Genomic DNA, 24,411 nt, shown 5'->3' on the forward strand with positions numbered 1-24,411 from the left:
GCACATGTCCACACCGCACGCTGGTCGCATGGAGACTGACCACTCAACGACCAGCGACCCGGCCTGGGGCACACCTGAACCGACCGCACGACGCTGGGGCCTGAGGGAGAACCTCACCGCAGTCGACGTGGCTGCTGTCATCGCACGTCTGGTTATCAGGTCGCGACCGGCGCTCCGGTCTCGGTGAAGGAGAACGACGAGGTCGTGGTCCGCGCCAAGCGCACTGGCCCGACGTTGACGATCACGCAGCTCGCGACCCAGACACGGCTCAGCCCCGGCGGCCCGGGTGGGCCACCGGGATCCGGCACGCGCAACTGACTGGCTCTACGCCTCGGGGGCGGGCTCCGCGGTGACCTCGGGAACTGCCTTCGTGGTCTCGAGCTCGGTCTGACCGGTCGTCGAGGTCTCGGTCTCGCCGAGGGTCATCTCGGGGGTCTCGCTGACCGCGCCCGCAGCAGCGGGCTCAGGGCTGAACGCCACGCCAAGCCCCGCCATCGAAATCACGGCGCCGGCGCCGATACCCGCCGACACCAGCTTGAACTTCTTGGACATCATCATCGGTTCTCCCATCCGTGCGGGGCTTCGCGTCGGTACGAGACCACCCACGACTTAGCGGGCCACCTCGTCGGAACAGTGCTCAAGGGATCCCCGTCGACCCCTCCGGGGTCTTGGGTAACCCAACTGGGCGGAGGTAAAACGGCTCAGCGGCTCACTTGGCGGCCACCTCGCGGCCAACGCGGCGGTCATCTCATAACCTGTGCGCATGCCGCCCCCGACAGCTTCGCCCGCATGATCCGGTATCTGGCGGGCCGGCTGCTCAATTACCTGGTCCTGCTGGCCTTGGCATCGCTCGCGGTGTTCTTGCTCGCGCGGTACCAGTTCAATCCGCTCGACAGCCTCGAGAGCCGCAACCCGCGCCCGCCCCAGGAAGTGATTGAGGCCAAGCGGGTCGAACTCGGCCTGGACAGGCCCCCGCTCGAGGCATACGCGCATTGGGCGGCGGGCGCCGTTCGCGGTGACTTCGGCACCACCGTGGGCGGGCAGCCGGTGTCGGACGAGTTGTGGCGGCGCGTCGGAGTGAGCTTGCGGCTCCTGATCCTCGGATCGGTACTCGGCACCGTCATCGGCGTGGTCGTCGGCGCGTGGGGGGCGGTCAGGCAGTACCGGCTGAGCGACCGCACCATCACGGTCGTGTCGCTGCTGGTGATCAGCACCCCCACCTTCGTCATGGCCAACCTGCTGATCCTCGCGGCGCTCGGCGTGAACAACTTTCTGGGAGTGCAGCTGTTCGAATACACCGGCGAGACGTCACCCGACGCGGTCGGCGGCGCGTGGAACCAGTTCGTCGACCGACTGCAGCATCTGGTGCTACCCACATGCACGCTCGCGTTGGCGGCCATCGCGATCTACAGCCGCTACCAGCGCAACGCGATGCTCGACGTGCTCGGACAGGACTTCATCCGCACCGCCCGCGCCAAGGGGCTGACCAGGCGGCGCGCCCTGTTCAAGCACGGGCTGCGCACGGCACTGATCCCGATGGCGACGCTGTTCGCCTACAGCGTCGCCGGTCTGGTCACCGGCGCGGTGTTCACCGAGAAGATCTTCGGCTGGCACGGCGTCGGCGAATGGGTGGTGACGGGCATTCTCAGTCAGGACATCAACATCGTCGCGGCGATCACGATGCTCTCCGCGGTGATGATCCTGTTGGCGGGTCTGCTGTCCGACGTGGTGTACGCCGCACTGGACCCGAGAGTGCGTGTGTCATGAGCGAACCGGTGACTCGCTCCGAGTCCTCGACAGCCCAGTCGGGCGTCGATGTCGCCGCCTTCTCGTCGCGGCGCGCGCTGATCCTGCGCCGCTTCCTGCGCAACAAGTCGGCGGTGGTAGCGCTCGTCGTGCTGGCGCTGCTGTTCATCGGCTGCTACGCGCTACCCCCGCTGCTGCCCTACAGCTACCACGATCTCGACTACCTGGCGCTGCAACAGCCGCCGACGGTGGACCACTGGTTCGGCACCAACGCGCTGGGTCAGGACGTACTGGCCCAGACGTTGCGGGGCATGCAGAAGTCCATGCTGATCGGCGTCTGCGTGGCGTTCATCTCCACCGTGATCGCAGCCACCGTCGGGACGATCGCCGGATACTTCGGCGGCACGCGCGACCGGGCTCTGATGTGGATCGTCGACCTGATGCTGGTTGTGCCCAGCTTCCTGCTGATCTCGATTGTCGTGCAGCGCACCAAGGGCGACATCTTCTGGCTCATCGTGCTGCTGTCGGTGTTCAGCTGGATGATCAGTTCGCGCATCGTGCGCGGGATGACGATGAGCCTGCACGATCGCGAATTCGTCGCTGCCGCACGCTATATGGGAGTCAGCAACACCCGCATCATCATCCGTCACATCGTGCCGAACGTCGCGTCGATCATCATCATCGACACCGCCCTCAACGTCGGTGTGGCCATCCTGGCCGAAACCGGGCTCAGCTTCCTCGGTTTCGGGATTCAGCCGCCCGACGTGTCACTGGGCACCCTGATCGCCGACGGCACCAAGTCGGCGACCACGTTTCCGTGGCTGTTCTTGTTCCCTGCCGGTGTACTGGTGCTGATCGTCTTCTGCGCCAATTTCGTCGGCGACGCTCTGCGCGATGCGCTCGACCCCAGCGCCAGGACGCTACGGAGGCGCAAGCGGTGAGCCTTCTCGAAGTTCGCGATCTCACCGTCGGGTTCCCGACGGATGGCGCGTCGGTCAACGCGGTGCGCGGCATGAACTTTTACGTCGACGCGGGCGAAGTCGTTGCGCTGGTCGGCGAATCGGGTGCGGGCAAGTCCGCCAGCGCCATGGCCGTCGTCGGCCTGTTGCCCGAGTACGCCGACGTGACCGGCTCCATCCGGCTGCACGACACCGAGCTGGTCGGCCTTTCGGATCAGCGGATGTCAGCGATTCGCGGCAAGACCATCGGCACGGTGTTCCAGGACCCGATGTCGGCGCTGACGCCGGTGTATTCGATCGGCGATCAGATCGCCGAGGCCATTGGGATCCATAATCGCGCGCTCACCCGGCAGAAAGCCCGCGCGCGGGCAGTGGAGCTGCTCGAGTTGGTCGGCATCGCCCAGCCGGAACGGCGCGCCCGGTCCTTCCCGCATGAGCTTTCCGGCGGCGAACGCCAGCGGGTGGTGATCGCGATTGCGATCGCCAACGACCCGGACCTGCTGATCTGCGACGAGCCGACGACAGCGCTCGACGTGACCGTGCAGGCACAGATCCTCGATGTCCTCAAGACCGCCCGCGACGTCACCGGCGCGGGCGTGCTGATCATCACCCACGACCTCGGGGTGGTGGCCGAGTTCGCCGACCGCGCGCTTGTCATGTACGCAGGTAGGGCGGTCGAGGTGGCGACAGTCGATGATTTGTACCGCGATCGCCGCATGCCCTATACCGCCGGGCTGCTCGGCTCGGTACCTCGACTCGACGCGCCGCAGGGCGCGCGCCTGGTGCCGATACCCGGCGCGCCGCCGGTCATGGCCGCGCTGCCGCCGGGCTGTCCGTTCGCGCCGCGATGCCCGCTGGCCATCGATGACTGCCGCGTCGCCGAACCGGAGCTGCTCGAGGTCGGCGCCGGGCACCGCGCGGCGTGCATCCGCACCGAGCACGTGGCCGGACGCACCGCCGCCGAGATCTACGGCGTCTCCACCGAGCCGCCCGCTGCACCCGAGGACGCCGAAGGTCCGACCGTCATCCGCGTGCGGGGCTTGGTCAAGACCTACAAGCTGACCAAGGGCGTCGTGTTCCGGCGCCAGGTCGGCGAAGTGCGGGCGGTCGACGGCATCAGCTTTGACCTGCCGCAGGGACGCACGCTGGCCATCGTCGGCGAGTCAGGGTCGGGCAAGTCGACGACCCTGCACCAGATCCTGGAGTTGACCGCGCCGCAGTCGGGGTCGATCGAGGTGTTGGGCACCGACGTCGCGACTCTGGACCGGCGGAGTCGGCGGGCGTTGCGCGGGGAGGTGCAGGTCGTGTTCCAGGACCCCGTCGCCTCGCTGGATCCACGGCTGCCGGTATTCGATGTACTCGCAGAACCGTTGCAGGCCAATGGCTTTTCGAAGACCGACATCGACGGGCGGGTGGCGGAGTTGCTCGGCATCGTCGGCCTGCAGCGCGACGACGCCACTCGTTACCCGGCTGAGTTCTCCGGCGGGCAGAAACAACGCATCGGCATCGCGCGAGCATTGGCGTTGCAGCCGAAAATCCTCGCGCTCGACGAACCGGTGTCGGCCCTCGATGTGTCGATCCAGGCGGGCATCATCAACCTGTTGCTGGACCTCCAGCACCGCTTCGGCCTGTCGTACCTTTTCGTCTCCCACGACCTGTCGGTCGTCAAACACCTGGCCCACCGGGTGGCGGTGATGCACAAGGGCAAGATCGTCGAACAGGGTGACGGCGATCAGGTGTTCACCGCACCCGCGCACGAGTACACCCGGCGTTTGCTCGCGGCAGTCCCGCAGCCCGAGCCGAACCGCAGCTAGAGTCGAGCGGCATGACGTTGCGACGCTTCGCTGCAGGTGCCCTGATTGTCGGTTTGGCCTTGGCCGGCTGCTCCAGCAGCAATCGGGAAACCCCGTCAGCCGGCGGGGCCGCAGAGGTCGGCACCACCAACGACATCAACCCACAGGACGTCGCGAACCTGCAGCAGGGCGGCAACCTGCGGCTGGCGATGAACGACTTTCCGCCGAACTTCAACTCGCTGCACATCGACGGCAACACCGCCGACGTCGGGGCGCTGATGCGCTTGACCATGCCGCGGGCGTTCCGGATCGCGGCCGACGGCACCGCGGACGTCAACACCGACTTCTTCACCAACGTCGAGCTGACCAGCACCAGCCCGCAGGTCGTCACCTACACCATCAACCCGAAGGCGGTCTGGAGTGACGGCGCGCCGATCACCTGGGAGGACATCCAGTCGCAGATCAACGCCACCAGCGGCAAGGACAAGGGATTCGCGATCGCGGCCACCAACGGCAGCGATCGGGTCGAGAAGGTCGAACGCGGGGTCGACGACCGCCAGGCGGTGGTCACCTTTGCCAAGCCGTGGGCCGACTGGCGGGGCATGTTCGCGGCCAGCACCGTGCTGCTGCCGAAGAGTTCGACGGCCACGCCGGAAGCCTTCAACAAGGCGCAGCTGGACGGTCCCGGTCCGTCGGCGGGGCCGTTCATCATCTCCAATCTCGACCGCGGCGCCAAGCGAATCACCGTGACGCGCAACCCGAAATGGTGGGGTACGCCGCCGCTGCTCGACAGCGTCACCTACCTGATCCTCGACGACGCCGCCCGGATTCCGGCGTTGCAGAACAACACGATCGACGCGACCGGACTGGCGACCCTCGACGAGATGGAGATCGCCCGCCGCACGCAGGGCGTCACCCTTCGGCGGGCGCCTGGACTGGCCTGGTACCACTTCACGTTCAACGGCGCGCCGGGGTCGATCCTGGAGGATCCCGCGCTGCGGCGCGCGATCGCGAAGGGCATCGACCGGAACACGATCGCTGAAGTCACCCAGCGTGGCCTCGCCGACAACCCGGCCCCGCTGAACAACCACATCTATGTCGCCGGGCAGGAGGGGTATCAGGACAACAGCGGCGGCGTCGCGTTCGACCCCGAGAAGGCCAAGCAGGAACTCGACGCGCTCGGGTGGCGGATGAACGGCCAGTTCCGCGAGAAGAACGGCCGCGAGTTGGTGATCCGCGACGTACTTTTCGACTCGATCGCCACCCGGCAGTTCGGTCAGATCGCGCAGAACAACCTGGCCCAGATCGGCGTGAAGCTCGAACTCGACATCCGCCCTGCCGCGGGCTTCTTCACCGACTTCGTCACGGTCGGAAACTTCGACATCGCTCAGTTCGCGTGGATGGGCGACGCATTCCCGCTGGCGAGCCTGACGCAGATTTACCGGACGAACGCCGAAAGCAACTTCGGCAAGATCAGCAGCCCGGAAATTGATGCCAAGATCGAACAGACCGTGGGTGAGCTGGATCCCGCGAAGGCCCGCACGCTGGCCAATGAGCTCGACAAGATGCTGTTCGACGAGGTGTTCAGCCTTCCATTGACGCAGTCAACCGGAAACGTCGCCGTGCGAAGCAACCTCGCGAATTTCGGCGCCTTCGGTATGGCCGACCCGGACTACACCAAGATCGGCTTCATGAAGCCCTAGCCTTGTGCGGGATGGACGATTCCAGCACCGCCACTGCCGCTATCGCCCAGACCAGTGCGCGGACGCCGAATCCGGCCGGTTTCGCGTCCAGGGTTGCAGCGCGCGCCGGCAGGCTCGCGACGGTGCCCTCGTAGATGGCCTTGACGATGTCCAGTGCCGCCCGCTCACGCAGATCGAGGATGCTGTGGCCGGCGCTCGCCATTCCTACCAGCACCGCGTGGGGGATCAGCGAGGCGACCCTGCGCGAGACCGTGAGCGGAGTGATGAGGTCACGGCCGCCCGAGATCACCACGGTCAGCCAGTCGAACGTGGGCATGTCGGCGACCAGATCGAATGGCTCTTGCTCGAATTGTGTTGTCGCAGCGCCGACGTCGTGATAGGCAACAGCGGGATCGAACGGCTTGCCGTCGGGCACGGCGCCGTAGTTCAGCTCGCGATAGCCGATCCGGCCTACCAGATCCGGCTCGTGTCGGTAGGGCGCCTTGCGCTCGAGCGCGAAGCGAGTTACTCCCGCCATGCCCGACCACAGCCACCGCCGACCGACCAGCAGCAGATCCAGCTGTCGGTGCAGGAGTTCGGGTCCGGCGAAGCCGTAGACCGCCATGGCCAGCTGTGTGGCCGCGGGCGAGAGCACGTCGGCGTCGACGAGTCTTCGCACCTTGGGCGCCAGGGCGGCGGTTTCGGGGTGGTCGCCGTCCCAGAGCAGACTGCGGGTGGCCTCACGAACGGCGTCGATGTCTCTGGCGGACAGCAGCGGCGAGTCGAGCACCATCGCGTGCACCCGATCACGGTGGCGCACACCGAGTCCGGCGGCTATGTACGTGCCGTAGGACGTGCCGTACACGACCGCCTTCTCGACGGCCGCGTCGTCGAGCACCGCCGCCACATCGTCGACCACCTGGTCGACGGTCAACGCCTCGGGCGGGAGGTCGGCACCGTGGTCGTCGTGGCGGGACAAGCCGACACCGCGGTGCTCGACCATGATCACGTCGAGGCCCTCCGCCGCAGCGCGCCGACGTAGGCCCCGATACAACGCGATCGAGGCCGCGCCGGGGCCGCCGGGGATGATCACCAGTGGGTGTGCGGACTTGCGGCCGGTCCGCACGTAGTACAGGTCGAACTGCTCGTCGGAGCCCGGACGTACCGGTCTGCGGACGGGACGCACTCCCGGCAGCGCCGCGAGTCGGTGGTGCGCCCGCCGACGTCTGGCGTTCATGGTCATCACGCTCATTGTGCCCGGGTGAGGGCGCCAGGGCGCGTCCCGTCAGCCGGCGCAGATCAGTTCGGCGGCCTTCTCGCCGATCAGCACACTGGGTGCGTGGGTGTGCCCGCGGATGATCGTCGGCATCACCGACGCGTCTGCGACGCGCAGGTTCTCCACGCCGCGGACCCGCAGTTGCGGATCGACGACGCTGTCGTTGTCGCTGCCCATCCGGCAGGTGCCGACCGGGTGGTAGAGCGTGTGGGAGACATAGGTCAGTGCTCGCTCGAGCGTCTCGTCGTCGAGAGTGGTGGCGTCGAACGGTCGCGCGATCCTGCCGATGATCCCGTCGAGCGCGGGTGACTTCGAGATGGTGGCGCACATCCGCAAGCCGGACATCATCGCGGCGCGGTCGGCGCCGTCGGGATCGCTGAGATAGCGCGGATCGATGATCGGCTTGTCCCGCGGATCCGCCGAACCCAGTTCGATGGTGCCGCTGCTTTTCGGCTTGAGCAGGATGGTGCCGAGCACGACCGCGTGTGTGTCGTACGGGTCGCCGATGCCTTCCTCGAAGAACGGGGCGGGGGCGAAGATCAGTTCGAGATCGGGCAGCCCGAGATCGGGGCGACTGCGGACGAACCCGTATGCCTCACCCACATTCGACGTCAACATGCCTCGGCGCCGCAGGAAATAGTTCAGCAGCTGCAACGGTTTCTCAGCGCCGAAGAGGCTGTCGTTAGGAATGTCGAAGCCCAGCGCGGCGATGAAGTGGTCGAGCAGGTTCTTCCCCACGTCGGGTGCATGGGCGCGAACCTCGATGCCGTGTCCGGCCAGTCGTTCACGGTCGCCGATGCCCGAGAGCATCAGCACCTGCGGGCTGTTGATCGCGCCGCCACACAGGATGACCTCGCGGCGGGCGTTGATGATGTGCCGGGAGCCGTGCTGGTCGATCTCCACCCCGACGGCGCGGCGGCCTTCGAAGACGACCCGGGTCACCAGCGCTTCGGTCGCCAGGGTCAGGTTCGGGCGCTTGAGCGCGGGCTTGAGGTAGGCGTCGGCGGCGCTCCAGCGGGCGCCTCTGCGCTGAGTGACCAGTGTCTCGCAGAATCCTTCCGGTGCAGCTTGATTCGGCTTCTCGATGCGATAGCCGCACTCTTCGGCCGCGGCCAGCCAGGCTGTTGTGGAGCTGCGCGGGCTGCGCTGCGGGCTAATGGACAGCGGTCCGTTCTCGATGCGCCGAAGGTACGGCTCGATGTGTTCGTAATCCCACTGCTCGCCTGCCGCCTGGCCCCACTCGTCATAGTCGGCCGCGAAGCCGCGCACCCACATCATCGCGTTCATCGAGGACGAACCCCCGACGACTTTGCCTCGCGGCCAGTAGATTTCGCGTCCGTCGAGTTCCTTCTGCGGTTTAGTCAGGTAGTTCCAGTCCAGCGGCCCGCGAAACAGCTTCTGGAACCCCGCCGGGATGCGGATGAATTTGTCCTTGTCGGTAGGTCCCGCTTCGACCGCGACAACCTGCACTGAGGAATCCTCGTTGAGGCGGCCAGCCACCACGGATCCGGCCGACCCGGTTCCCACAACGATGTAGTCGGCGTCCATTCGCCGCAGTCTAGGAGTCCCGGCGGAAAGCCGAGACAGGTTCGACGGGATTGCGACTCAGTCGTTCGACCAGTCGAATTCGTAGTAGATCCAGTTGGTGTCGGTGTAGTCGAGATGGATTCCGGCGGCCTCGACCTCGAAGCTTCCCACCCCGCATTCGCCCTTCGTCCAGATGAAGCCGTCGGGCAGCACGATCTGCGCCTGGTGCGGTTCGCCGGTGACGGGGTTCTTCAGGGTGTCGCCGGACGCATTGCCGACGCCCTCGGCCGTCATCGTGGCTTTCACCCCGGTCCCGTCGAACGTGATCGGCGCCTTGACCAAGCCTGCCACGTCGAAGGTGGTGCCCAGGATGGCCCAGGGATCGCCCCCGAGTTGGCCGGTGTAGATCTGCGACAAGCACTCGATCTGCTCGTCGGTGGTTTCGGGCGCGACGATGAAAACCGCCTTACCGTCACCGTCGTGAATGGCGTGCGGCCAGTCGATCACAGCGATGGCCTTGACCCCGGCGAGATCGACTTCGCCGCAAGTGCCTTCGGTGATGTCGTTGCCCACCATCGCCTTGCAGCTGCCGTCCGCGGAGCTCGGAAAGCCCGAGAAGTTGCATGTGCAACCAGGATTGCAGTTGCAGAACTCATAGCCCCTGCCCTTGATGTGCCACCGGGTCCGTTGTTCGGTCGTGGTCATGGCCAGCCTTTCGATCAGATGAGATGGGTTACGAACGCCGGGTGCACCAACAGTGCGACACCCAGCGCCAGCAGCACCGCACCGGCGCCGCGTGCGATTTGTTCACCGAACGGTGCGGCTTTTTCGAGCAGGATCAGCACCGCGAGGATCACCATCGGTGCCAACTGCATCGCACCGAAGGCAACGAGCAGCGCCATCAGCATCCAGCAGCAGCCCACACAGAACAGACCGTGACGCCCGCCGGCGAGCAGCGCGCCCGCCGGACGGTCGAGGTGCTTGCCGTGGCGCAGGAAGAACGACATCGGCGACCGGCAGTGACGCAGGCACACCGACTTGAGGGGCGTGAGCTGGTATACGCCCGCAGCCACCGCCACCACTCCGGCGACGCGGCCGGCCCACGGGGTTCCCTGTGCGAGCGGCTCGTTGAGTCGGCTCCATGCGAAGAACGCGGGAATGCCGAGCGCGCTCCACAACACGATGTACCCACCGACGAAGAAGCTCACAGGTGCGGCGCGCCCCTTGGCGGCGGCCCTGTTGTAGAGGCGCACGACCGGCAGGACCGCCGGAAACATCATCGCCACCATCATCGCCACCCACGCCACGAGAAAGGCGACGAAGGACATGGCCATGTGAGGCTGCACCGCGACTCCGGCATGAGGCTCCATCGCCATGCCGGGAGGGTGCCCGACCGGCATTTCGCCGGCGCCACCCATGTCCGCGCTGACAGCCGACCACCACCACCCCAGGCCCGCCAGCACCAGCAGCCCAGCGGGGACCCAGATCTCACTTCTGCCCGCCGCACGGGTCTCGCGCACGGTCATCTCAGCCACCCCTGAAGCCAACTATGACACCGGCGCGAGACCGGCGCGGCGGATTGACCGGGCTTACGCCGTCAATTCGATGTGGTGCGCGCCGGCCACCGCTGCGTACCGCTGCGGGCTGCAGGTCAACACGATCACTTGGCCGTCGCCACCCACCGCGTTGAACACCGCGCCCATCTTGGTGAGCCGATCGGCGTCGGTGAAGCCCAATGCGTCGTCGATGACGACCGGGACCGTGTCCTCCTTGGCCACCAGCGCCGCGCCGGCTAGCCGCGCGACGATGCCGAGCTGTTCCTTGGCGCCGCCGGAGAGCGAATCGTAGGGCACGGTGCGCCCGGACACGGTGCGGCTGCAGATCCGCAGATCTGTGTCGATCTCGACCTCGAAACTCTCGCCGAACACGATGCGCCCCAACCGTTCCACTTCGTTGCGGAACGGATCGACGTACCGCAGCCGGGTCGCGTCGCGATGGCGTGCGACCACCGAGCGCAGCAGGTGCGCAGCCCTGGCCCGGCGCTGCACTCGCGAATACTCGGCCTCGGCGTGCTCACGTTCGGTTTCGGCCGCGTCGAGTTGACTCTTACGCCCCTCGGTGCCGTACACCTTCAGAGCGCTCGCGACGTCGCGCAACGCCTCTGTGACCTGATCGTGCCGCCGCCCGAGGGCCTCGGCATCATGTGTAGCCTCACTCAGCGCAGCCGCCACGGCTTCTGGCGCAGTGCTGGCGAGTTCAGCGCCCAGTTCGGCGACGAGCGCGGCGGCGCGGTCGGCCTCTTCTACCTGGGCTTGAGCCGTGACGGCCAACTCGTCGTCGGTGGTGACGGCCCGCTGCGCGGCCAGCCGCTCGCGTGCCAGCGTCAGCTCGCCCTGCACGGTGGCCAGCTTCTCGGTCGACACGCTCGCCTGAGTTGTCTTCTGACCCAGCCGCCGTGCCGCTTGCTCGGCGACCAGGCGATGCGTCTCACAGTCGGCGATCGTCTTCTGGTGCGCCGCGACGGCGGCGTCGAGGTCGGCGCGCGCGGTCGCTGCGTCGACTCCGATGTCGAACAGGCTCATGTCGGCCGGCTCGCGGTCCTGCAATTCGGACAGCCGCGCCCGCAGGGCGTCGATGTCCTCCTCGGCGCTCAGCGCCTCCAGCCTGGCGCGGAACCGCTCGCGGGCACCGACCAACTCGCGACGCTGCCCGTCCACGACGCGCGCATGGGCGACATCTCGGACCTGGGCCTTTGCCAGAGCGGTATCCAGAACCCCTTGGGCCGCATCGAGTTTGGCCTGCGTCTGCGATGCCGGAACACCCGGGACCACACGGGCGGTCAGCACGCCCGGAAGTTCGATCTCGGTCGCGGCCGTCGCGCTCGACGTCATGGACGAGCCGGCCGCCAGACGGACCGCTTCACCGCCGACCACGAGATCGACATCGGCCGCCGCAGTCAGTTCGATCCGCGCCGACATCAGCTCGACCTGACCTGCGGCCAGCTCGACCGCAGTGGATGCGTCCTCGATGGTCCGCATCAACGCCTCGGTCAGCGCGATGCCCGCCAGCCCCTTCTCGGTGCGCTCGAGCTCGCGCCGGCACACATCGATCTTGGCCAGCCGGGCCGCGAGCCGCTCAGCTTCGTCGCGGTCGGCGAGCTGGTCGATGGCACGCCGGGCCGCGTCGGCGCGACCCTGGCTGGCCTCCACCGCCGCCCGCGCCTGCGCGGCCACAAACTCGGCGGCCTCCTGCACTTCGACGGCGGTCGCCTGCTCATCGACGGCCGTGGCCACGGCTGCTTCGAGATCGGCGATCACGCTCGCCCGCTCATCGATGTCGGCCCGCAGCCGTCGGCGTTCGGTGACCGCGGCGACGGCGGCAACACGGCCCGCTTCGGCTGCGGCAGCGACGAGTTCGGCCTCCTTGAGCTGACGCGTCACCGCCGCGACGGCATCCGCTGCGGCCTGGGCCGTCGCCAGCCGGGTGGCCACCGCCGCACGTTCACCGGCCAGGCGAGCGAGGTCGTCGGTGAGCGCCGCGTGCCTGCGCACCGCCTCATCGACCTCGGCGACCGCGGCAGCGCAGCGGGCCAACTCCTGGTCGGCGGCTTTCAGCCGGTTGGTCGCCGCCCCCCACTCCCCCGTCGGCCTGCCGGTGCGGGTGAAGTAGCGCAGATACTCGGACTCGATGCGGTCAACCAGCAGCGGCTCGTCACCGCACAGTTGCGCGGACTCGCCCGCGGCGACGTCCAGCGCACGCGACAACGCGTCGCAACCCGACAAGTCGACGGCCGCGGTCGACGAGGACTGCAACACCCGCTGCGCCTGCCAGAGCCCGGTGTCGACGGTCTCGTCGAGCATGGCCCGGGCGCGGTCGTGCGCCTCGTCGCCGGTGAGCTGTTCGCGCTGCGGCGCCAACACCGTCAGGTGTGTCTCCGCGCGCTTGTGGAAGCGCTTCCGATAGACGAATCGATAAGGGCCGGTGGTTATCTCGGCGGTGATCTCGGCGCCGACGTCGGCATGGGTCGGCTTGACCAGCTTGACTTCCTTCTTCGACGACCGGTCCTTGGCCTCCAGTAGCAGGTCGAGCGCCTCGATCATCGAGGTCTTGCCGATCTCGTTGGCGCCGCAGACCACCACCACACCTCGATCGGGGAACTCGATCTCACGATGCGTGATACCGCGGTAGTTGGTCAGGACCATACGGTGCAGTTTCATGCCACACCTCGGTCGGCCAGGCGCAGCAGCAGGGCCAGCGCCGCACGCGCGTCGTCGGCGTCTTCGCCGCCGGAACGCGCGGTGCCGACAAGCTCGTCGACCGCCGAGGCCGCGAAGCCGCCGATGCCGAGGTCGTCGAACTCGCCGTCGGCGGGCATCACTGCGATGTCGGACTGCTTCTCCCACAGAGTCAGCGCCGCGAACAGCCGCGAGTACTTGTCCAGGCACGCGTCGAGCTTCGCCTTGTCCGTCACGGTCAACGACCCGCGCAACCCGATCCGCACAACAGTGCGGTCCTTGTCCGGCATCTGGTCCAGGTTGATGTCGAGGTCGGCCACATCGCGGCTGTCATCCACTGTGCGGCGCAGCGTGACGAACCGCCACCTACCGACCCGCCGCGGCTCCACGCGCACGGGCCTGCGGTCCTCGGTTTCGTCGATGTCGACCAGCAGCACCTGGCCGGGGTCGGGCTCGATGTCGTCGTAATTGGTGACCTCCGGCGAGCCCGAGTACCAGACCCGGCCGGTCGACCCAACCTGCATACGAGAGTGCTTGTCGCCCAACGCCACATAATGCACCGCACCACGGCTGATCGCCGCTTCCAGCGAGGCAAGACGGATCAGCGACGCCCTGTCCTTGTCTGGGACGAGGATGTCAACCGCACCGTGTCCGACGACCACGCGGGTGACGCCGTCCGCCTCAAGGCCGTCGAGCACATCACCGAGCAGATCGGTGGTCGGGGCCTTGGAACGCCATGGCGCGGCGACGATTTCCAGCCCTGGCCGCACCTCGTGGACACCCGCCCGGTCGAGAACCGTGACATTGTCGGGGCACTCGGTGACGAACAGCGCGCTGGTGTACACCGACGCCGCGTCCATCGGATCGTGGTTGCCCGGAAGCAGGTACACCGGAACGCCGATGGCCCGCATCGCTTCCAGCGCCTGGCTCACGTCGCGTGGAGCGAGCTGGTTGTGTTCGAAGACATCGCCGGCCACGACAACGAACTCGGCCCCGGCCTCGGCGGCCAGCGAGCCGAGCCCCGCGACGACGTCACGGCGCGCGGCCGAATACCGCGGCTGCGCCTCACCGTTGAGGAAGTAGCGGGTCATGCCGAGTTGCCAGTCGGCGGTGTGCACGAAACGCATCTGCAGGGCCCCCTTACCTTGTCCGTCGTACTCGGTCCTTTGCCAGGCATCGCGAGTGTAGGACCGGGCGCCGACAAGTCCTGGGAGGTGTGTCGGCATGCCCTACCGTTAGTCGGATGACCGTGACCCGCACGCTCATCCTGTTAAGACACGCCAAGTCGGATTACCCGGCCGGCGTCGCCGACCACGACCGTCCGCTGGCGGCACGCGGCGTGCGCGAAGCCGGACTCGCCGGCGACTGGCTCCGTGCGAAGGCACCGGCGGTGGATGCAGTGCTGTGCTCGACAGCCACCCGCACCCGCGAGACGCTGAAACAGACCCGCATCGACGCACCCGTCGAGTTCGTCGACCGTATCTACGACGCGACACCCGCCACCGTCATCGACGAGATCAACGCCGTGCAGACCCGGTTCGGCTTCGATGTGCACACGCTGCTCGTCATCGGGCACGAGCCGGTGATGTCCTCGCTGGTGCTAGCCCTGGCCGCCCAGAACGGCGGCAACACCGATGCCGCCGAACAGATCTCGGCGAAGTATCCGACCTCGGCCATCGCGGTGCTGCGCACCGGCGATCCGTGGGATCAGCTGACGCTGGGTAGCGCGACGTTGGTCACCTTCCACGTGCCCCGCTAAAAGCTCTCCCCCTGCCCTTCGGGCGGGAGGTGCCCCCACGCGCAAGCGCTCGTCGGCGCTAGGCGCGGGTGGCCAGCGTCAACTCCATCAGCTTCAACGCCATCGCGCACGCGTCGATGCCGGGGGCCTGGGGGTTGACCCACCAGCCGACCACGCCGGCCGCCTCGCTGGCCACCCCGCATGCGCCGTTGGGATCCTCGGGACGCATCACGAACGAATCGATGCCCGCGACGCGCTTGTCCTCGATGCGGTAATTCAGCTTCTCGGCGGTCTGGCGTTCGTTGTCGAGGTCGCCCTGCTCGAACCAGAACCGGGTGATGTCGACAAGCCCGGACGGGTTGGCGGCCTGCCACCGGCACACCGCTCCGACGAACGTGCTCTGGATGTCCAGCGGATCGGCGCCGACGGTCTCGGCCAGGATGTCCTCGGTCAGCACGTCGCACTCCTTGAGCAGGTTCGGGTACTGACGCTCGGAGTCGTTGTTGCGCGGCACGTCGCCGCCGCCCGACTTCGCGGCGGTGCCCTCGACGGTCTGCGTGCAACCCGTCAGCGTCATCAGCACGGCCAGCACGGCACCCGCGCCGGCGGTGAACCGGCGCCCGGAAGCGCTTCTCATTCGGAGTTCACAATCGATTGACGGGTCAGTTCCTTGGCGACGTCACACGGGTCGGGGAAGGGCTCCTGGGCGTAGCTGATCGACCATTCGATGAAGTCGTCGCCGAACTGGATGCCGATCTCGCACAGGTTGTTGCCCAGTGTGGGGTCCTCACCCAGGGCGATGAACCCGTCGTGGCCCTCGATGTTGATGTCCTCGACGCTCGCGCGCGAGAGTTCCTCGGTCTTGCGTTCGCGCCCGATCGGGCTGCCGCGGAACCAGGTGAACGAGAAGTGCGGCCCCAGGATGCTGCCACCGGTCAGCCACTGACAGCCGACTGACGTCTTGGCGGTGTTCACCAGGCCCGGCACCCGGGTCTGCTTGATGATCTCCTCGTCGCTGATGCCGCCGCACTGCGGGAAGAACGGCCCGTGCGAGACGTTCTGCGCGGGTGCCGATGTCTCGGGCACTTGGGGGTTCGTCGGCTCAGGGTCCGAGCACGCGGCAAACACCGGAATGATGGTCGCCGCCGCCACGGCCAGCGCTCTCGCCTTTCGACTGGCCCTGCGACTCGTCCGAGCCGCGCGCGGGGTTGGGGTCACGCCATGCACTGTAGCGGCAGGTCAGAACGTCAACCACTGACATGCCGGTTGACCTGCTTTTTTATCCATTTCTCAGGCGCCGCACCCCGCGAGGCGCCCGGACCGGTGTGCGACAGTAACGAGATGCTGTGGGCGCTGCTGCGACGTTACGCACAGCCCTACCGGTGGTTGCTCGCGATTGTCGCGCTCCTGCAGCTGATCAGCACGCTCGCGTCGTTGTACCTGCCGACGGTCAACGCCGCAATCATCGACGAGGGTGTCGCCAAGGGCGACCTGCGCACCATCGTCGAGTTGGGTGGGGTGATGCTCGGGGTCACCGGGCTGCAGGTGGTGTGTGCGGTCGGCGCGGTGTTCTTCGGATCGCGGGCGGGTATGGGTTTCGGCCGTGACCTGCGCTCGGCGATCTTCCACCACGTGACCGGGTTTTCGGCCGAGGAGACCGCCCGCTTCGGCGCACCGTCGCTGCTGACCCGCACCACCAACGACGTGCAGCAGATCCAGCTGCTGGTGCAGCTGACCTGCACGATGATGATCACCGCTCCGATCATGTCGGTCGGCGGCATCTTCATGGCGATCCACCAGGACGCGGGCCTGTCGTGGCTGCTACTGGTGAGCGTGCCGATCCTGGCGGCGGCCAACTGGTGGATCATGTCGCATCTGCTGCCGATCTTCCGCAAGGTGCAGCGGCTGATCGATGGGATCAACCGCGTGATGCGCGAGCAACTGTCTGGCATCAGGGTCATCCGCGCGTTCGCTCGGGAACCGTTCGAACGCAACCGATTCGCCGAAGCGAACCAGTCGATCTCGGATGTGGTGCTCGATGCCGGGCGCTGGCAGGCGCTGATGCTGCCGGTCACTACGCTGGTCATCAACATCTCCAGCGTCGCGCTGATCTGGTTCGGTGGCCAGCGCATCGACGCGGGCCAGATGCAGGTCGGATCGCTGATCGCGTTCCTGTCGTACTTCATGCAGATCCTGATGGCCGTGCTGATGGCCACTTTTATTCTGGTGCTGATTCCGCGCGCATCGGTATGCGCCGAACGGATCACCGACGTGCTGTCGACCAGCGCCCAGATCGGCAGCCCGTCGAACCCGGTGCGGCCCCCGGCCGTCGAGGGATCCATCCGCCTGCACGGAGCGACCTTCAGCTATCCCGGCGCCGAACAGCCAGTGCTGCACGATGTTTCGTTCGCCGCCGAGCCGGGGACGACGACGGCGATCGTCGGGTCGACGGGCTCAGGGAAGTCGACGCTGGTGGCACTGATCGCTCGCTTGTACGACGTCACCGACGGATCGGTGCACATCGACGGGGTCGATGTGCGCGACTACGACACTGAGCAGCTGTGGTCGGCGCTGGGGTTGGTGCCGCAGCGCGGGTACCTGTTCTCCGGGACGGTGGCCGACAACCTGCGCTATGGCAAGGCGGACGCGACCCCCGACGAGATGTGGGACGCGCTGCGCGTAGCCGCGGCCGACGACTTCGTCCGCGCGCACCCCAACGGCTTGGACATGCGGGTCGCTCAGGGCGGCAACAACTTCTCCGGTGGACAGCGGCAACGGTTGGCGATCGCCAGGGCCGTCATCCGCAAACCGGCCGTCTATCTGTTCGACGATGCGTTCTCGGCGCTCGACGTGCACACCGATGCGCGGGTGCGCTCGGCGCTGCGCGAGACATCGGCCGACGCGACCGTGGTCATCGTCTCGCAGCGGATCTCGACGGTCGCGCAGGCGGGTCAGATCGTCGTCATCGACGACGGCCGTGTCGTCGGGGTCGGCACTCACGAGGCGCTGCTCGCGTCGTGCCCCACGTATGCCGAATTCGCGGATTCGCAGTCGATCACAGTGGGCCGATGATGGTGGCGCGCCCGATTCGCGGGGTCATGCAGGCGCCGACCCAGCGATCCCGCGATTTCACCGGCTCGGCCGTCCGGCTGGTCAAACGGTTGACGCCGCAACGGCGCCTCACGGCCGCAGTGATCCTGCTGGGTGTCGGCGGTATCGCTATCGGCGTGATCGGACCGCGGATTCTCGGTCACGCCACCGACCTGCTGTTCAACGGCGTGATCGGACGTCAACTGCCTGCCGGGCTGACGAAGGAGCAAGCCATCGAGGCCGCTCGGACCCGCGGCGATACCACGTTCGCCGATCTGCTGTCCGGTATGAACGTGGTACCCGGGCGCGGGGTCGACTTCGGGGCGGTCGCACGCACGCTGCTGCTCGCATTGTGCCTGTATCTGGTTGCCGCGCTGCTGATCTGGTTGCAGGCCCGCCTGCTCAACGTCGCGGTGCAGCGCACCATGGTGGCCCTGCGGTCCGATGTCCAGGACAAGGTGCACCGGATGCCGTTGTCCTACTTCGACTCCCGTCAGCGCGGCGAGGTGCTCAGCCGGGTCACCAATGACGTCGACAACATCCAGACCTCGCTGTCGATGACGATCAGCCAGTTGATGACGTCGGTGCTGACCGTTCTGGCGGTGCTGGTGATGATGCTGACCATCTCGCCGCTCCTCACATTGCTGACCGTCGTGACGGTGCCGTTGTCACTGTGGGCGACGCGGGCCATCGCCCGCCGGTCGCAGCGCCTGTTCGTCGCGCAATGGCGAAACACCGGGCGGCTCAACGCACATATCGAAGAGACGTACAGCGGGTTCACCATCGTCAAGACATTCGGGCATCGCGCCCACGCGCAGGACCGCTTCCGTGAGCTCAACGACGAGGTGTACGAGGCCAGCTTCGGCGCGCAGTTTCTCTCGGGGCTCGTCGGGCCCGCCACCACGTTCATCGGCAACCTCAGCTACGTCGCGGTCGCGGTCGTGGGCGGTGTCCAGGTGGCCACCGGCCAGATCACCCTGGGCAGCATTCAGGCGTTCATCCAGTATGTGCGTCAGTTCAATCAGCCGCTGACGCAGGTCGCCGGCATGTACAACACGCTGCAGTCGGGGGTGGCCAGCGCCGAGCGGGTGTTCGACCTGCTCGACGCCGAGGAGGAGCCGCCCGACGCGGCGCGAACGTTCGTTACCGCTCGAGAAAGCGCCGGAGTTTCGAGCGGTACGGAACGTTCGCGCAGGGTGACGGGCCGCGTCGAGTTCCAGCATGTCCACTTCGGCTACGACCCCGAGACGCCGGTCATCGAAGACCTCTCCCTGGTCGCCGAACCCGGCAGCACGGTCGCGATCGTCGGACCGACAGGTGCGGGCAAGACCACGCTGGTCAATCTGCTGATGCGGTTCTACGACGTCGACTCTGGCCGCATCCTCGTCGACGACGTGGACATCTCCACGGTCAGCCGGAAGTCGCTGCGCTCGCGAATCGGGATGGTGCTGCAGGACACCTGGCTGCTGGGCGGCACTATCTACGACAACATCGCCTATGGCCGACCCGACGCCGATGAAGACGACGTGCTCGAAGCGGCCCGGGCCGCCTACGTCGATCGGTTCGTGCACTCGCTGCCCGACGGATACCAGACCCGGGTCAGCGACGACGGCGGCAACATCAGCGCGGGCGAGAAGCAGCTCATCACGATCGCGCGCGCGGTACTGGCCCGCCCGCAACTGCTGATCCTCGATGAGGCCACCAGCTCCGTCGACACCCGCACCGAGCTGCTGATTCAGCAGGCGATGGCCGAATTGCGCCGCGACCGAACGAGTTTCATCATCGCGCACCGACTGTCGACGATTCGCGACGCCGACCTGATCGTGGTCATGGACGCGGGCCGGATCCTCGAGCGCGGTACCCACGCCGAACTGGTGGCTAAGCGTGGCGCTTATTGGGCGATGATTCAGGTCTGACCGACGTACTCTCGAGGTCGATGACTACTTCGACCGCTCGGCAAGTACACACGTTCTGCCGATACTGCCTGGCCTCGTGCGGCATCGAGGTGACGGTGGAGGGCAACCGCGTCGTCAAGATCTCCGCCGACAAGCAGAACCCGCACACCTGGCAGGACTTCTGCGCCAAGGGTCGCACCGCGAACCAACTCGTCGAGCACCCGAAGCGGATTCTCAATCCGATGCGTCGGGTTGGCGACTCGTACGTCGAGGCCACCTGGGACGAGGCGATCTCGGACATCGCCGCGCGGATGAACGCGCTGATCGACGCCGACGGCCCCGATGCGATCGGCGTGTACTACGGCAATCCGTCCGGGTTCTCGTCGACGAACATCATCTTCATGAACGGGTGGCTGGACGCCGTCGGCACCCACAGCCGGTACTTCGTGGGATCGGTCGACCAGAACGCGATGCATGTCGTGGCCACGGCGATGTACGGGTCACTGCTGATGGCGCCGGTGTCCGATATCGACAACTGCGACTACTTCCTGCTCGTCGGCACCAATCCGGCAGTGAGCGCGTGGAATTGGCTGGAGACGGTGCCCGGCGGCTGGCGCCGCGCGCTGGCCCGGCAGAAGCAGGGCGCCACGATCGTCGTCGTGGACCCGCTGCGGACCGAGACGGTCCAGAAGGCCGACGTGCATCTGGCGGTACGGCCGGGACAGGACTGGGCGCTGCTGCTGGCGATGGTGAAGGTCATCCTCGACGAGGGCCTCGAGCATCGCCAGGACTGCGACGAACTCGCCACGGGCGTAGACGATCTGCGCGCGCTCGCCGCCGAGGCCGAACTCGACGACCTCGCCGCGCGGTGCGATGTGCCGCGTGCACAGATCGAGCGGGTCGCCCGGGATTTCGCTGCCGCCCGCGCCGCCATGGCGGTCACCAGGACCGGGGTGTCGATGCACCTTTCGGGCACCATCGCGGAATGGCTGGGCCATGTGCTCAACGTGATCACCGGCCGGATGGACCGACCCGGTGGCCGCCGCTACGAGCCGGGCTACGTCGACGCAATCCGGCTGTCCGGCATGATCAAGACCAAGCCGCACAAGAATCGGCTGTCCGGGCGCGAGATGGTGGCGGGCGCGCATGCGCTGTCCGAACTTCCCGACGAGATAACCACGCCCGGACGCGGTCAGATCAAGGCGATGCTGATCAACTGCGGCAATCCCGTGGTCTCCGGGCCCGACGGCGCCCGGCTCGACGAGGCATTCGCTCAACTCGATCTGCTGGTCGCCATCGACTTCGTGCAGCGCGAGAGTCACCGCCACGCACACTGGCTGCTGCCCGCCGTGCACTGGCTCGAACGCGACGACCTGCTGGCCTTCACCAGCAATATGCACGACGAGCCGTACCTGCACTACGGCGCCAAGGCCGTCGACCCGCCGGCCGGCGCGCGCCAAGAGTGGCGCATCTTCACCGACCTCGCGATCGCGATGGACAAGCCGCTGTTCCGCGCCAAGGGGCTTAACGGATTCGTCAAGGCCACCCGGCGTCTGGCGCGACTCACCGGCAGGCCGGGCCTGGAATTCAATCCGCACTGGATCCACCGGTTGACCGTGGCGACCAGTCGGAAGGTCAACGGCCGCAAGGTCACATGGCGCGACGTCATGGCCCATCCGCACGGTGTGGTGCTGGGGCCGCGGGAATTCGGCCATTTCCGGGAGGCGTTGCGCACGCCGGACAAGAAGGTGCATGCGGCCCCACCGGAGTTCGTCGAGCACACAAGGGAACTGCTCGCTGGGCCGCATCCGCACGCACCGGCCGGATATCCATTTCAGATGGCGAACCGACGCCATCGCCATTCGATGAATTCATGGCTCAACGAGCTTCCGGGACTGCACCCGGCCGGCAAGCACAACGAGGTCGTCATCCACCCCGACGACGCGGCGGCCCTCGGCGTCGGCGAGGGTGACCGGGTCAAGGTGTTCTCGCCCGTCGGGTCGATCGAACTGGCGGCGTCGGTCAGCGACCAGCCGCGACCCGGCGTGGTGATCGTCGACCACGGCTGGGGCTCGAGGATCTTCGATCCGCGTGGCAAATCGGAGCCGGAGTCCTACGGCGTCAACCGCAACCTGCTCGTCGACGGCGGACCGGTCGACCCGCTTTCGCAGACCTCAGCGCTCAATTCGTCGTACGTCGGCGTCGAACGGGTCTAGCCCGCCGGTTCTAGAGCTGCGGGCCCTCGGCGCGCAGATCGTCGACGTTGCGCATCGCCTCGCGCAGCTTGCCCAGCCACTCGTCGGCATGCTCGCCGACCAATCGCACCGACCACGCCAGCGCATCGGAGCGAGAGCGGGCGACGCCCGCGTCGACCAGAGTGTCGAGCACCTGGCGCTCGGGCTGACGCAACCGCGTCATTACGGGTACGGCCAAGTGCGTGAACAGGATCCGCTCCGAACTTTCGTCGCCACTTGCCCCGACCTCGACGCCCCACGCCACCTTGCGGCCGTAATGCGCCTCGGCCTCGTCGGCGATGCGCATGCGCTCGGACCTGGTCTCTTCGCGGAACCGCGCGACTCTGCCCGAGGCGCGTGCCTCGCTTTCACCGCCCTCGGGTTCGGGCAGGCGCCCGATGACCGTGATCTCCTCCCGGTCGACGACGACTGTCGGGTCACCGGCGAACCAGCCGTCGGGCAGTCGACCGGCGAACCAGTCGGCCGCGTCGCTCGCGTCGGGTTTTGCTGCCTGCTGCCAGCCGCCTTGGCGGCGCCTGCCATGGATGTTGTGTCGCATGATTACATGCTTACACCGTTACAGACCAGTGTGAATGCTTTCATCCCAGGGCGAACGACTTGACCTCGACAACCGTTGAGGTCCTACGGTCGGGTCCATGGACCGACCGACTTTGTGTGCCGACGACCGGCCCCTGCAGGACGCCCACGCCGCCGTCGACGCTTTCGTTGCTGAACTGCAGGCAGGCGTCGATACCGGCGACGCCATCGTTTACAACGCGCACGTCGCCGACGACGTGATGTGGGGCAGTCCGTACGGTGCGACCGTCGGCGGCTACGACACCCTGCACGCGATCCACCGGCGGCTGTTCGCCGCAGCGGTCGCAGGCCCGCGTTCCCGTTATGAGAAGGTCGCGGTGAATGCACCCGCGCCCGACGTCGCCGTCGCGCAGGTCCGGCGGACAGCGTTGACCTCTGATGGCACACCGATTCCCATCGAGCAGGACAGCCCGTTCTCCGAGATGGCGCTTTACGTGCTGGTGCGCCGGGATGGGCAGTGGTGGCTCGCGGCCGGGCAGAACACGATCATTCGGCCGACGCCCGCGAACAGGCTGCGCTAGCGCTTGAGCAGCAGGGCGGCGCCGCCTGCGAGCACCAGGGCGACAAGCAGCAGGACGGCCAGCCCCGGGCTGACAAGCCACCAGACCAATCCGACCGCGACGAGCGCCGGCGACACGGCGAACAGCACCAACAGTGGGTGCTGCCTGATGACCGCGAGGGCGCCCTGTGCTCGGACCCGATCGATTTCCTTTGCCATACCCCAAGAATGCCAGCGATTGCCCTAGTTTGGTGGCCATGACAGGAACAGGACCAGGCAGCTGGCAACCCGATCCGGAAGGCCGCTACGAGTACCGGTGGTGGGACGGCCAGCGCTGGACGGATCAGGTGTCCCACCAAGGTCAGGTCGTTCGCGCGCCGATGGGCGGGGCGCCGCAGGCGACCGCGCCGCAGGCACAGACCCAGGCACCACAGGCCGCGGTGATCGGTCAGGCCGGCGGCGACGGGTTCTCAGGTATCAGCGGCGATCTGGTCGATGGGCGGTTCAGCGAAAAGGAGAACAAGCCGATCGCCAACCAGAACGCGAAGCTGCTGCGCGTGCGCCTCGGCGAACCGTTCATGGCCCGGCAAGGCGCGATGGTCGCCTATCAGGGCAACGTCGACTTCGCCTTCGAGGGTGGTGGCGCGTCGAAGTTCATCAAGAAAGCGCTCACCGGCGAGGGCCTGCCGTTGATGCGCTGCCAGGGGCAGGGCGACGTGTTCCTCGCCGAACGGGCTTACGACGTGCATCTGCTGAACCTCAACAACTCCGGCCTGTCGATCAGCGGCAAGAACGTGCTGGCCTTCTCGTCGAGCCTGGACTGGAACATCGAGCGGGTGAAGGGCGGCAGCATGGCGACAGGCGGGCTGTTCAACACGACGCTGCGCGGAACCGGTTGGGTCGCGCTGACCACCGACGGCCCTCCTGTCGTCCTCAACGCCGCGGAGGCTCCGACCTTCGCCGACACCAATGCAGTGGTCGCGTGGTCGGCCAACCTGCAGACACAGCTGAAGACGAGCTTCAAGGCGGGCGCCCTGATCGGACGCGGGTCCGGCGAGGCGGTCCAGGTGTCGTTCTACGGTCAGGGCTTCGTCATCGTGCAGCCGTCGGAAGGCGTGCCTGCGGTCGCGACGCAGTAGG

General features: G+C 67.2%; 21 protein-coding genes. 10 read left to right on the forward strand and 11 right to left on the reverse strand.

Annotation, left to right across the window (positions count from 1 at the left end):
* Nucleotides 1-324 precede the first annotated feature (324 nt).
* Entirely contained in the window at nucleotides 325-558 is a 234-nt protein-coding gene (locus N4S67_RS00390) for a hypothetical protein (RefSeq protein ID WP_260990964.1), read from the reverse strand.
* A 231-nt stretch (nucleotides 559-789) separates the two neighbouring features.
* Here N4S67_RS00390 and N4S67_RS00395 point away from each other — a divergent pair, with 231 nt between their 5' ends.
* From N4S67_RS00395 to N4S67_RS00410, 4 genes are read left to right on the forward strand one after another with little or no spacing between them, the layout of a single operon-like run.
* Complete coding sequence (locus N4S67_RS00395) at nucleotides 790-1,767, forward strand: ABC transporter permease (RefSeq protein ID WP_260990965.1); 978 nt, start codon at nucleotides 790-792, stop codon at nucleotides 1,765-1,767.
* Nucleotides 1,764-2,687: an ABC transporter permease gene (locus tag N4S67_RS00400; protein WP_260990966.1), complete on the forward strand. Its 924-nt coding sequence runs from the start codon at nucleotides 1,764-1,766 to the stop codon at nucleotides 2,685-2,687. The genes N4S67_RS00395 and N4S67_RS00400 overlap by 4 nt, the downstream gene beginning before the upstream one ends.
* Complete coding sequence (locus tag N4S67_RS00405; RefSeq protein ID WP_260990967.1) at nucleotides 2,684-4,519, forward strand: dipeptide ABC transporter ATP-binding protein; 1,836 nt, start codon at nucleotides 2,684-2,686, stop codon at nucleotides 4,517-4,519. Before N4S67_RS00400 ends, N4S67_RS00405 begins: the two co-directional genes overlap by 4 nt.
* Before the next feature lie 11 nt (nucleotides 4,520-4,530).
* Nucleotides 4,531-6,201 (forward strand): ABC transporter family substrate-binding protein, encoded by a 1,671-nt coding sequence (locus tag N4S67_RS00410; protein WP_260990968.1) that lies wholly within the window; start codon nucleotides 4,531-4,533, stop codon nucleotides 6,199-6,201.
* Here the strand turns inward: N4S67_RS00410 and N4S67_RS00415 are convergent.
* From N4S67_RS00415 to N4S67_RS00440, 6 genes are all read right to left on the reverse strand, one after another.
* Nucleotides 6,188-7,423, reverse strand: a complete 1,236-nt coding sequence (locus N4S67_RS00415) for an alpha/beta fold hydrolase (RefSeq protein WP_260990969.1) — start codon at nucleotides 7,421-7,423, stop codon at nucleotides 6,188-6,190. The genes N4S67_RS00410 and N4S67_RS00415 overlap by 14 nt on opposite strands.
* Before the next feature lie 42 nt (nucleotides 7,424-7,465).
* Nucleotides 7,466-9,004, reverse strand: a complete 1,539-nt coding sequence (locus N4S67_RS00420) for a GMC family oxidoreductase (protein WP_260990970.1) — start codon at nucleotides 9,002-9,004, stop codon at nucleotides 7,466-7,468.
* A 57-nt stretch (nucleotides 9,005-9,061) separates the two neighbouring features.
* A complete protein-coding gene (locus N4S67_RS00425) occupies nucleotides 9,062-9,688 on the reverse strand; it encodes a DUF1326 domain-containing protein (protein WP_260990971.1) in 627 nt (208 codons plus the stop codon).
* Nucleotides 9,689-9,702: 14 nt separating this feature from the next.
* Nucleotides 9,703-10,509, reverse strand: coding sequence for a DUF2182 domain-containing protein (locus N4S67_RS00430; protein WP_260991993.1), 807 nt, complete (start codon nucleotides 10,507-10,509; stop codon nucleotides 9,703-9,705).
* Nucleotides 10,510-10,572: 63 nt separating this feature from the next.
* Entirely contained in the window at nucleotides 10,573-13,200 is a 2,628-nt protein-coding gene (locus tag N4S67_RS00435; RefSeq protein WP_260990972.1) for an AAA family ATPase, read from the reverse strand.
* Nucleotides 13,197-14,345, reverse strand: coding sequence for a metallophosphoesterase family protein (locus N4S67_RS00440; protein WP_260990973.1), 1,149 nt, complete (start codon nucleotides 14,343-14,345; stop codon nucleotides 13,197-13,199). The genes N4S67_RS00435 and N4S67_RS00440 overlap by 4 nt, the downstream gene beginning before the upstream one ends.
* 116 nt (nucleotides 14,346-14,461) lie before the next feature.
* Between N4S67_RS00440 and N4S67_RS00445 the strand changes: the two genes are divergently transcribed.
* The gene (locus N4S67_RS00445) at nucleotides 14,462-14,977 is read left to right on the forward strand and encodes a SixA phosphatase family protein (RefSeq protein WP_260990974.1); all 516 of its coding nucleotides are present in this window, start codon (nucleotides 14,462-14,464) and stop codon (nucleotides 14,975-14,977) included.
* Nucleotides 14,978-15,035: 58 nt separating this feature from the next.
* Here the strand turns inward: N4S67_RS00445 and N4S67_RS00450 are convergent, their stop codons facing one another.
* Both N4S67_RS00450 and N4S67_RS00455 read right to left on the reverse strand, forming a co-directional pair.
* Entirely contained in the window at nucleotides 15,036-15,593 is a 558-nt protein-coding gene (locus N4S67_RS00450) for a DUF3558 domain-containing protein (protein ID WP_260990975.1), read from the reverse strand.
* Entirely contained in the window at nucleotides 15,590-16,183 is a 594-nt protein-coding gene (locus N4S67_RS00455; protein WP_390893162.1) for a DUF3558 domain-containing protein, read from the reverse strand. Before N4S67_RS00455 ends, N4S67_RS00450 begins: the two co-directional genes overlap by 4 nt.
* Before the next feature lie 114 nt (nucleotides 16,184-16,297).
* On the opposite strand from N4S67_RS00455, the gene N4S67_RS00460 reads away from it, so the two are divergent.
* The 3 genes from N4S67_RS00460 to N4S67_RS00470 are packed head-to-tail and all read left to right on the forward strand — an operon-like array spanning nucleotide 16,298 to nucleotide 22,157.
* A complete protein-coding gene (locus tag N4S67_RS00460) occupies nucleotides 16,298-18,028 on the forward strand; it encodes an ABC transporter ATP-binding protein (protein ID WP_260991994.1) in 1,731 nt (576 codons plus the stop codon).
* Nucleotides 18,025-19,962: an ABC transporter ATP-binding protein gene (locus N4S67_RS00465; RefSeq protein WP_260990977.1), complete on the forward strand. Its 1,938-nt coding sequence runs from the start codon at nucleotides 18,025-18,027 to the stop codon at nucleotides 19,960-19,962. Before N4S67_RS00460 ends, N4S67_RS00465 begins: the two co-directional genes overlap by 4 nt.
* A gap of 20 nt (nucleotides 19,963-19,982) precedes the next feature.
* On the forward strand, nucleotides 19,983-22,157 hold the full coding sequence (locus tag N4S67_RS00470; protein ID WP_260990978.1) for a molybdopterin-containing oxidoreductase family protein: 2,175 nt from the start codon (nucleotides 19,983-19,985) through the stop codon (nucleotides 22,155-22,157).
* 10 nt (nucleotides 22,158-22,167) lie between these two features.
* Here N4S67_RS00470 and N4S67_RS00475 read toward each other — a convergent pair whose 3' ends face one another.
* The gene (locus tag N4S67_RS00475; RefSeq protein ID WP_260990979.1) at nucleotides 22,168-22,734 is read right to left on the reverse strand and encodes a hypothetical protein; all 567 of its coding nucleotides are present in this window, start codon (nucleotides 22,732-22,734) and stop codon (nucleotides 22,168-22,170) included.
* A 97-nt stretch (nucleotides 22,735-22,831) separates the two neighbouring features.
* Between N4S67_RS00475 and N4S67_RS00480 the strand changes: the two genes are divergently transcribed.
* Complete coding sequence (locus N4S67_RS00480) at nucleotides 22,832-23,293, forward strand: SgcJ/EcaC family oxidoreductase (RefSeq protein ID WP_260990980.1); 462 nt, start codon at nucleotides 22,832-22,834, stop codon at nucleotides 23,291-23,293.
* On the opposite strand, the gene N4S67_RS00485 is transcribed toward N4S67_RS00480, so the two are convergent.
* Entirely contained in the window at nucleotides 23,290-23,490 is a 201-nt protein-coding gene (locus N4S67_RS00485; protein ID WP_260990981.1) for a hypothetical protein, read from the reverse strand. The two genes, N4S67_RS00480 and N4S67_RS00485, sit on opposite strands and share 4 nt — an antisense overlap.
* A 38-nt stretch (nucleotides 23,491-23,528) precedes the next feature.
* Between N4S67_RS00485 and N4S67_RS00490 the strand changes: the two genes are divergently transcribed.
* On the forward strand, nucleotides 23,529-24,410 hold the full coding sequence (locus N4S67_RS00490; protein WP_260990982.1) for an AIM24 family protein: 882 nt from the start codon (nucleotides 23,529-23,531) through the stop codon (nucleotides 24,408-24,410).
* Nucleotide 24,411: the final 1 nt, after the last annotated feature.

It is taken from the genome of Mycobacterium deserti, from assembly GCF_025345615.1.
Classification (GTDB): Bacteria; Actinomycetota; Actinomycetes; order Mycobacteriales; family Mycobacteriaceae; genus Mycobacterium; species Mycobacterium deserti.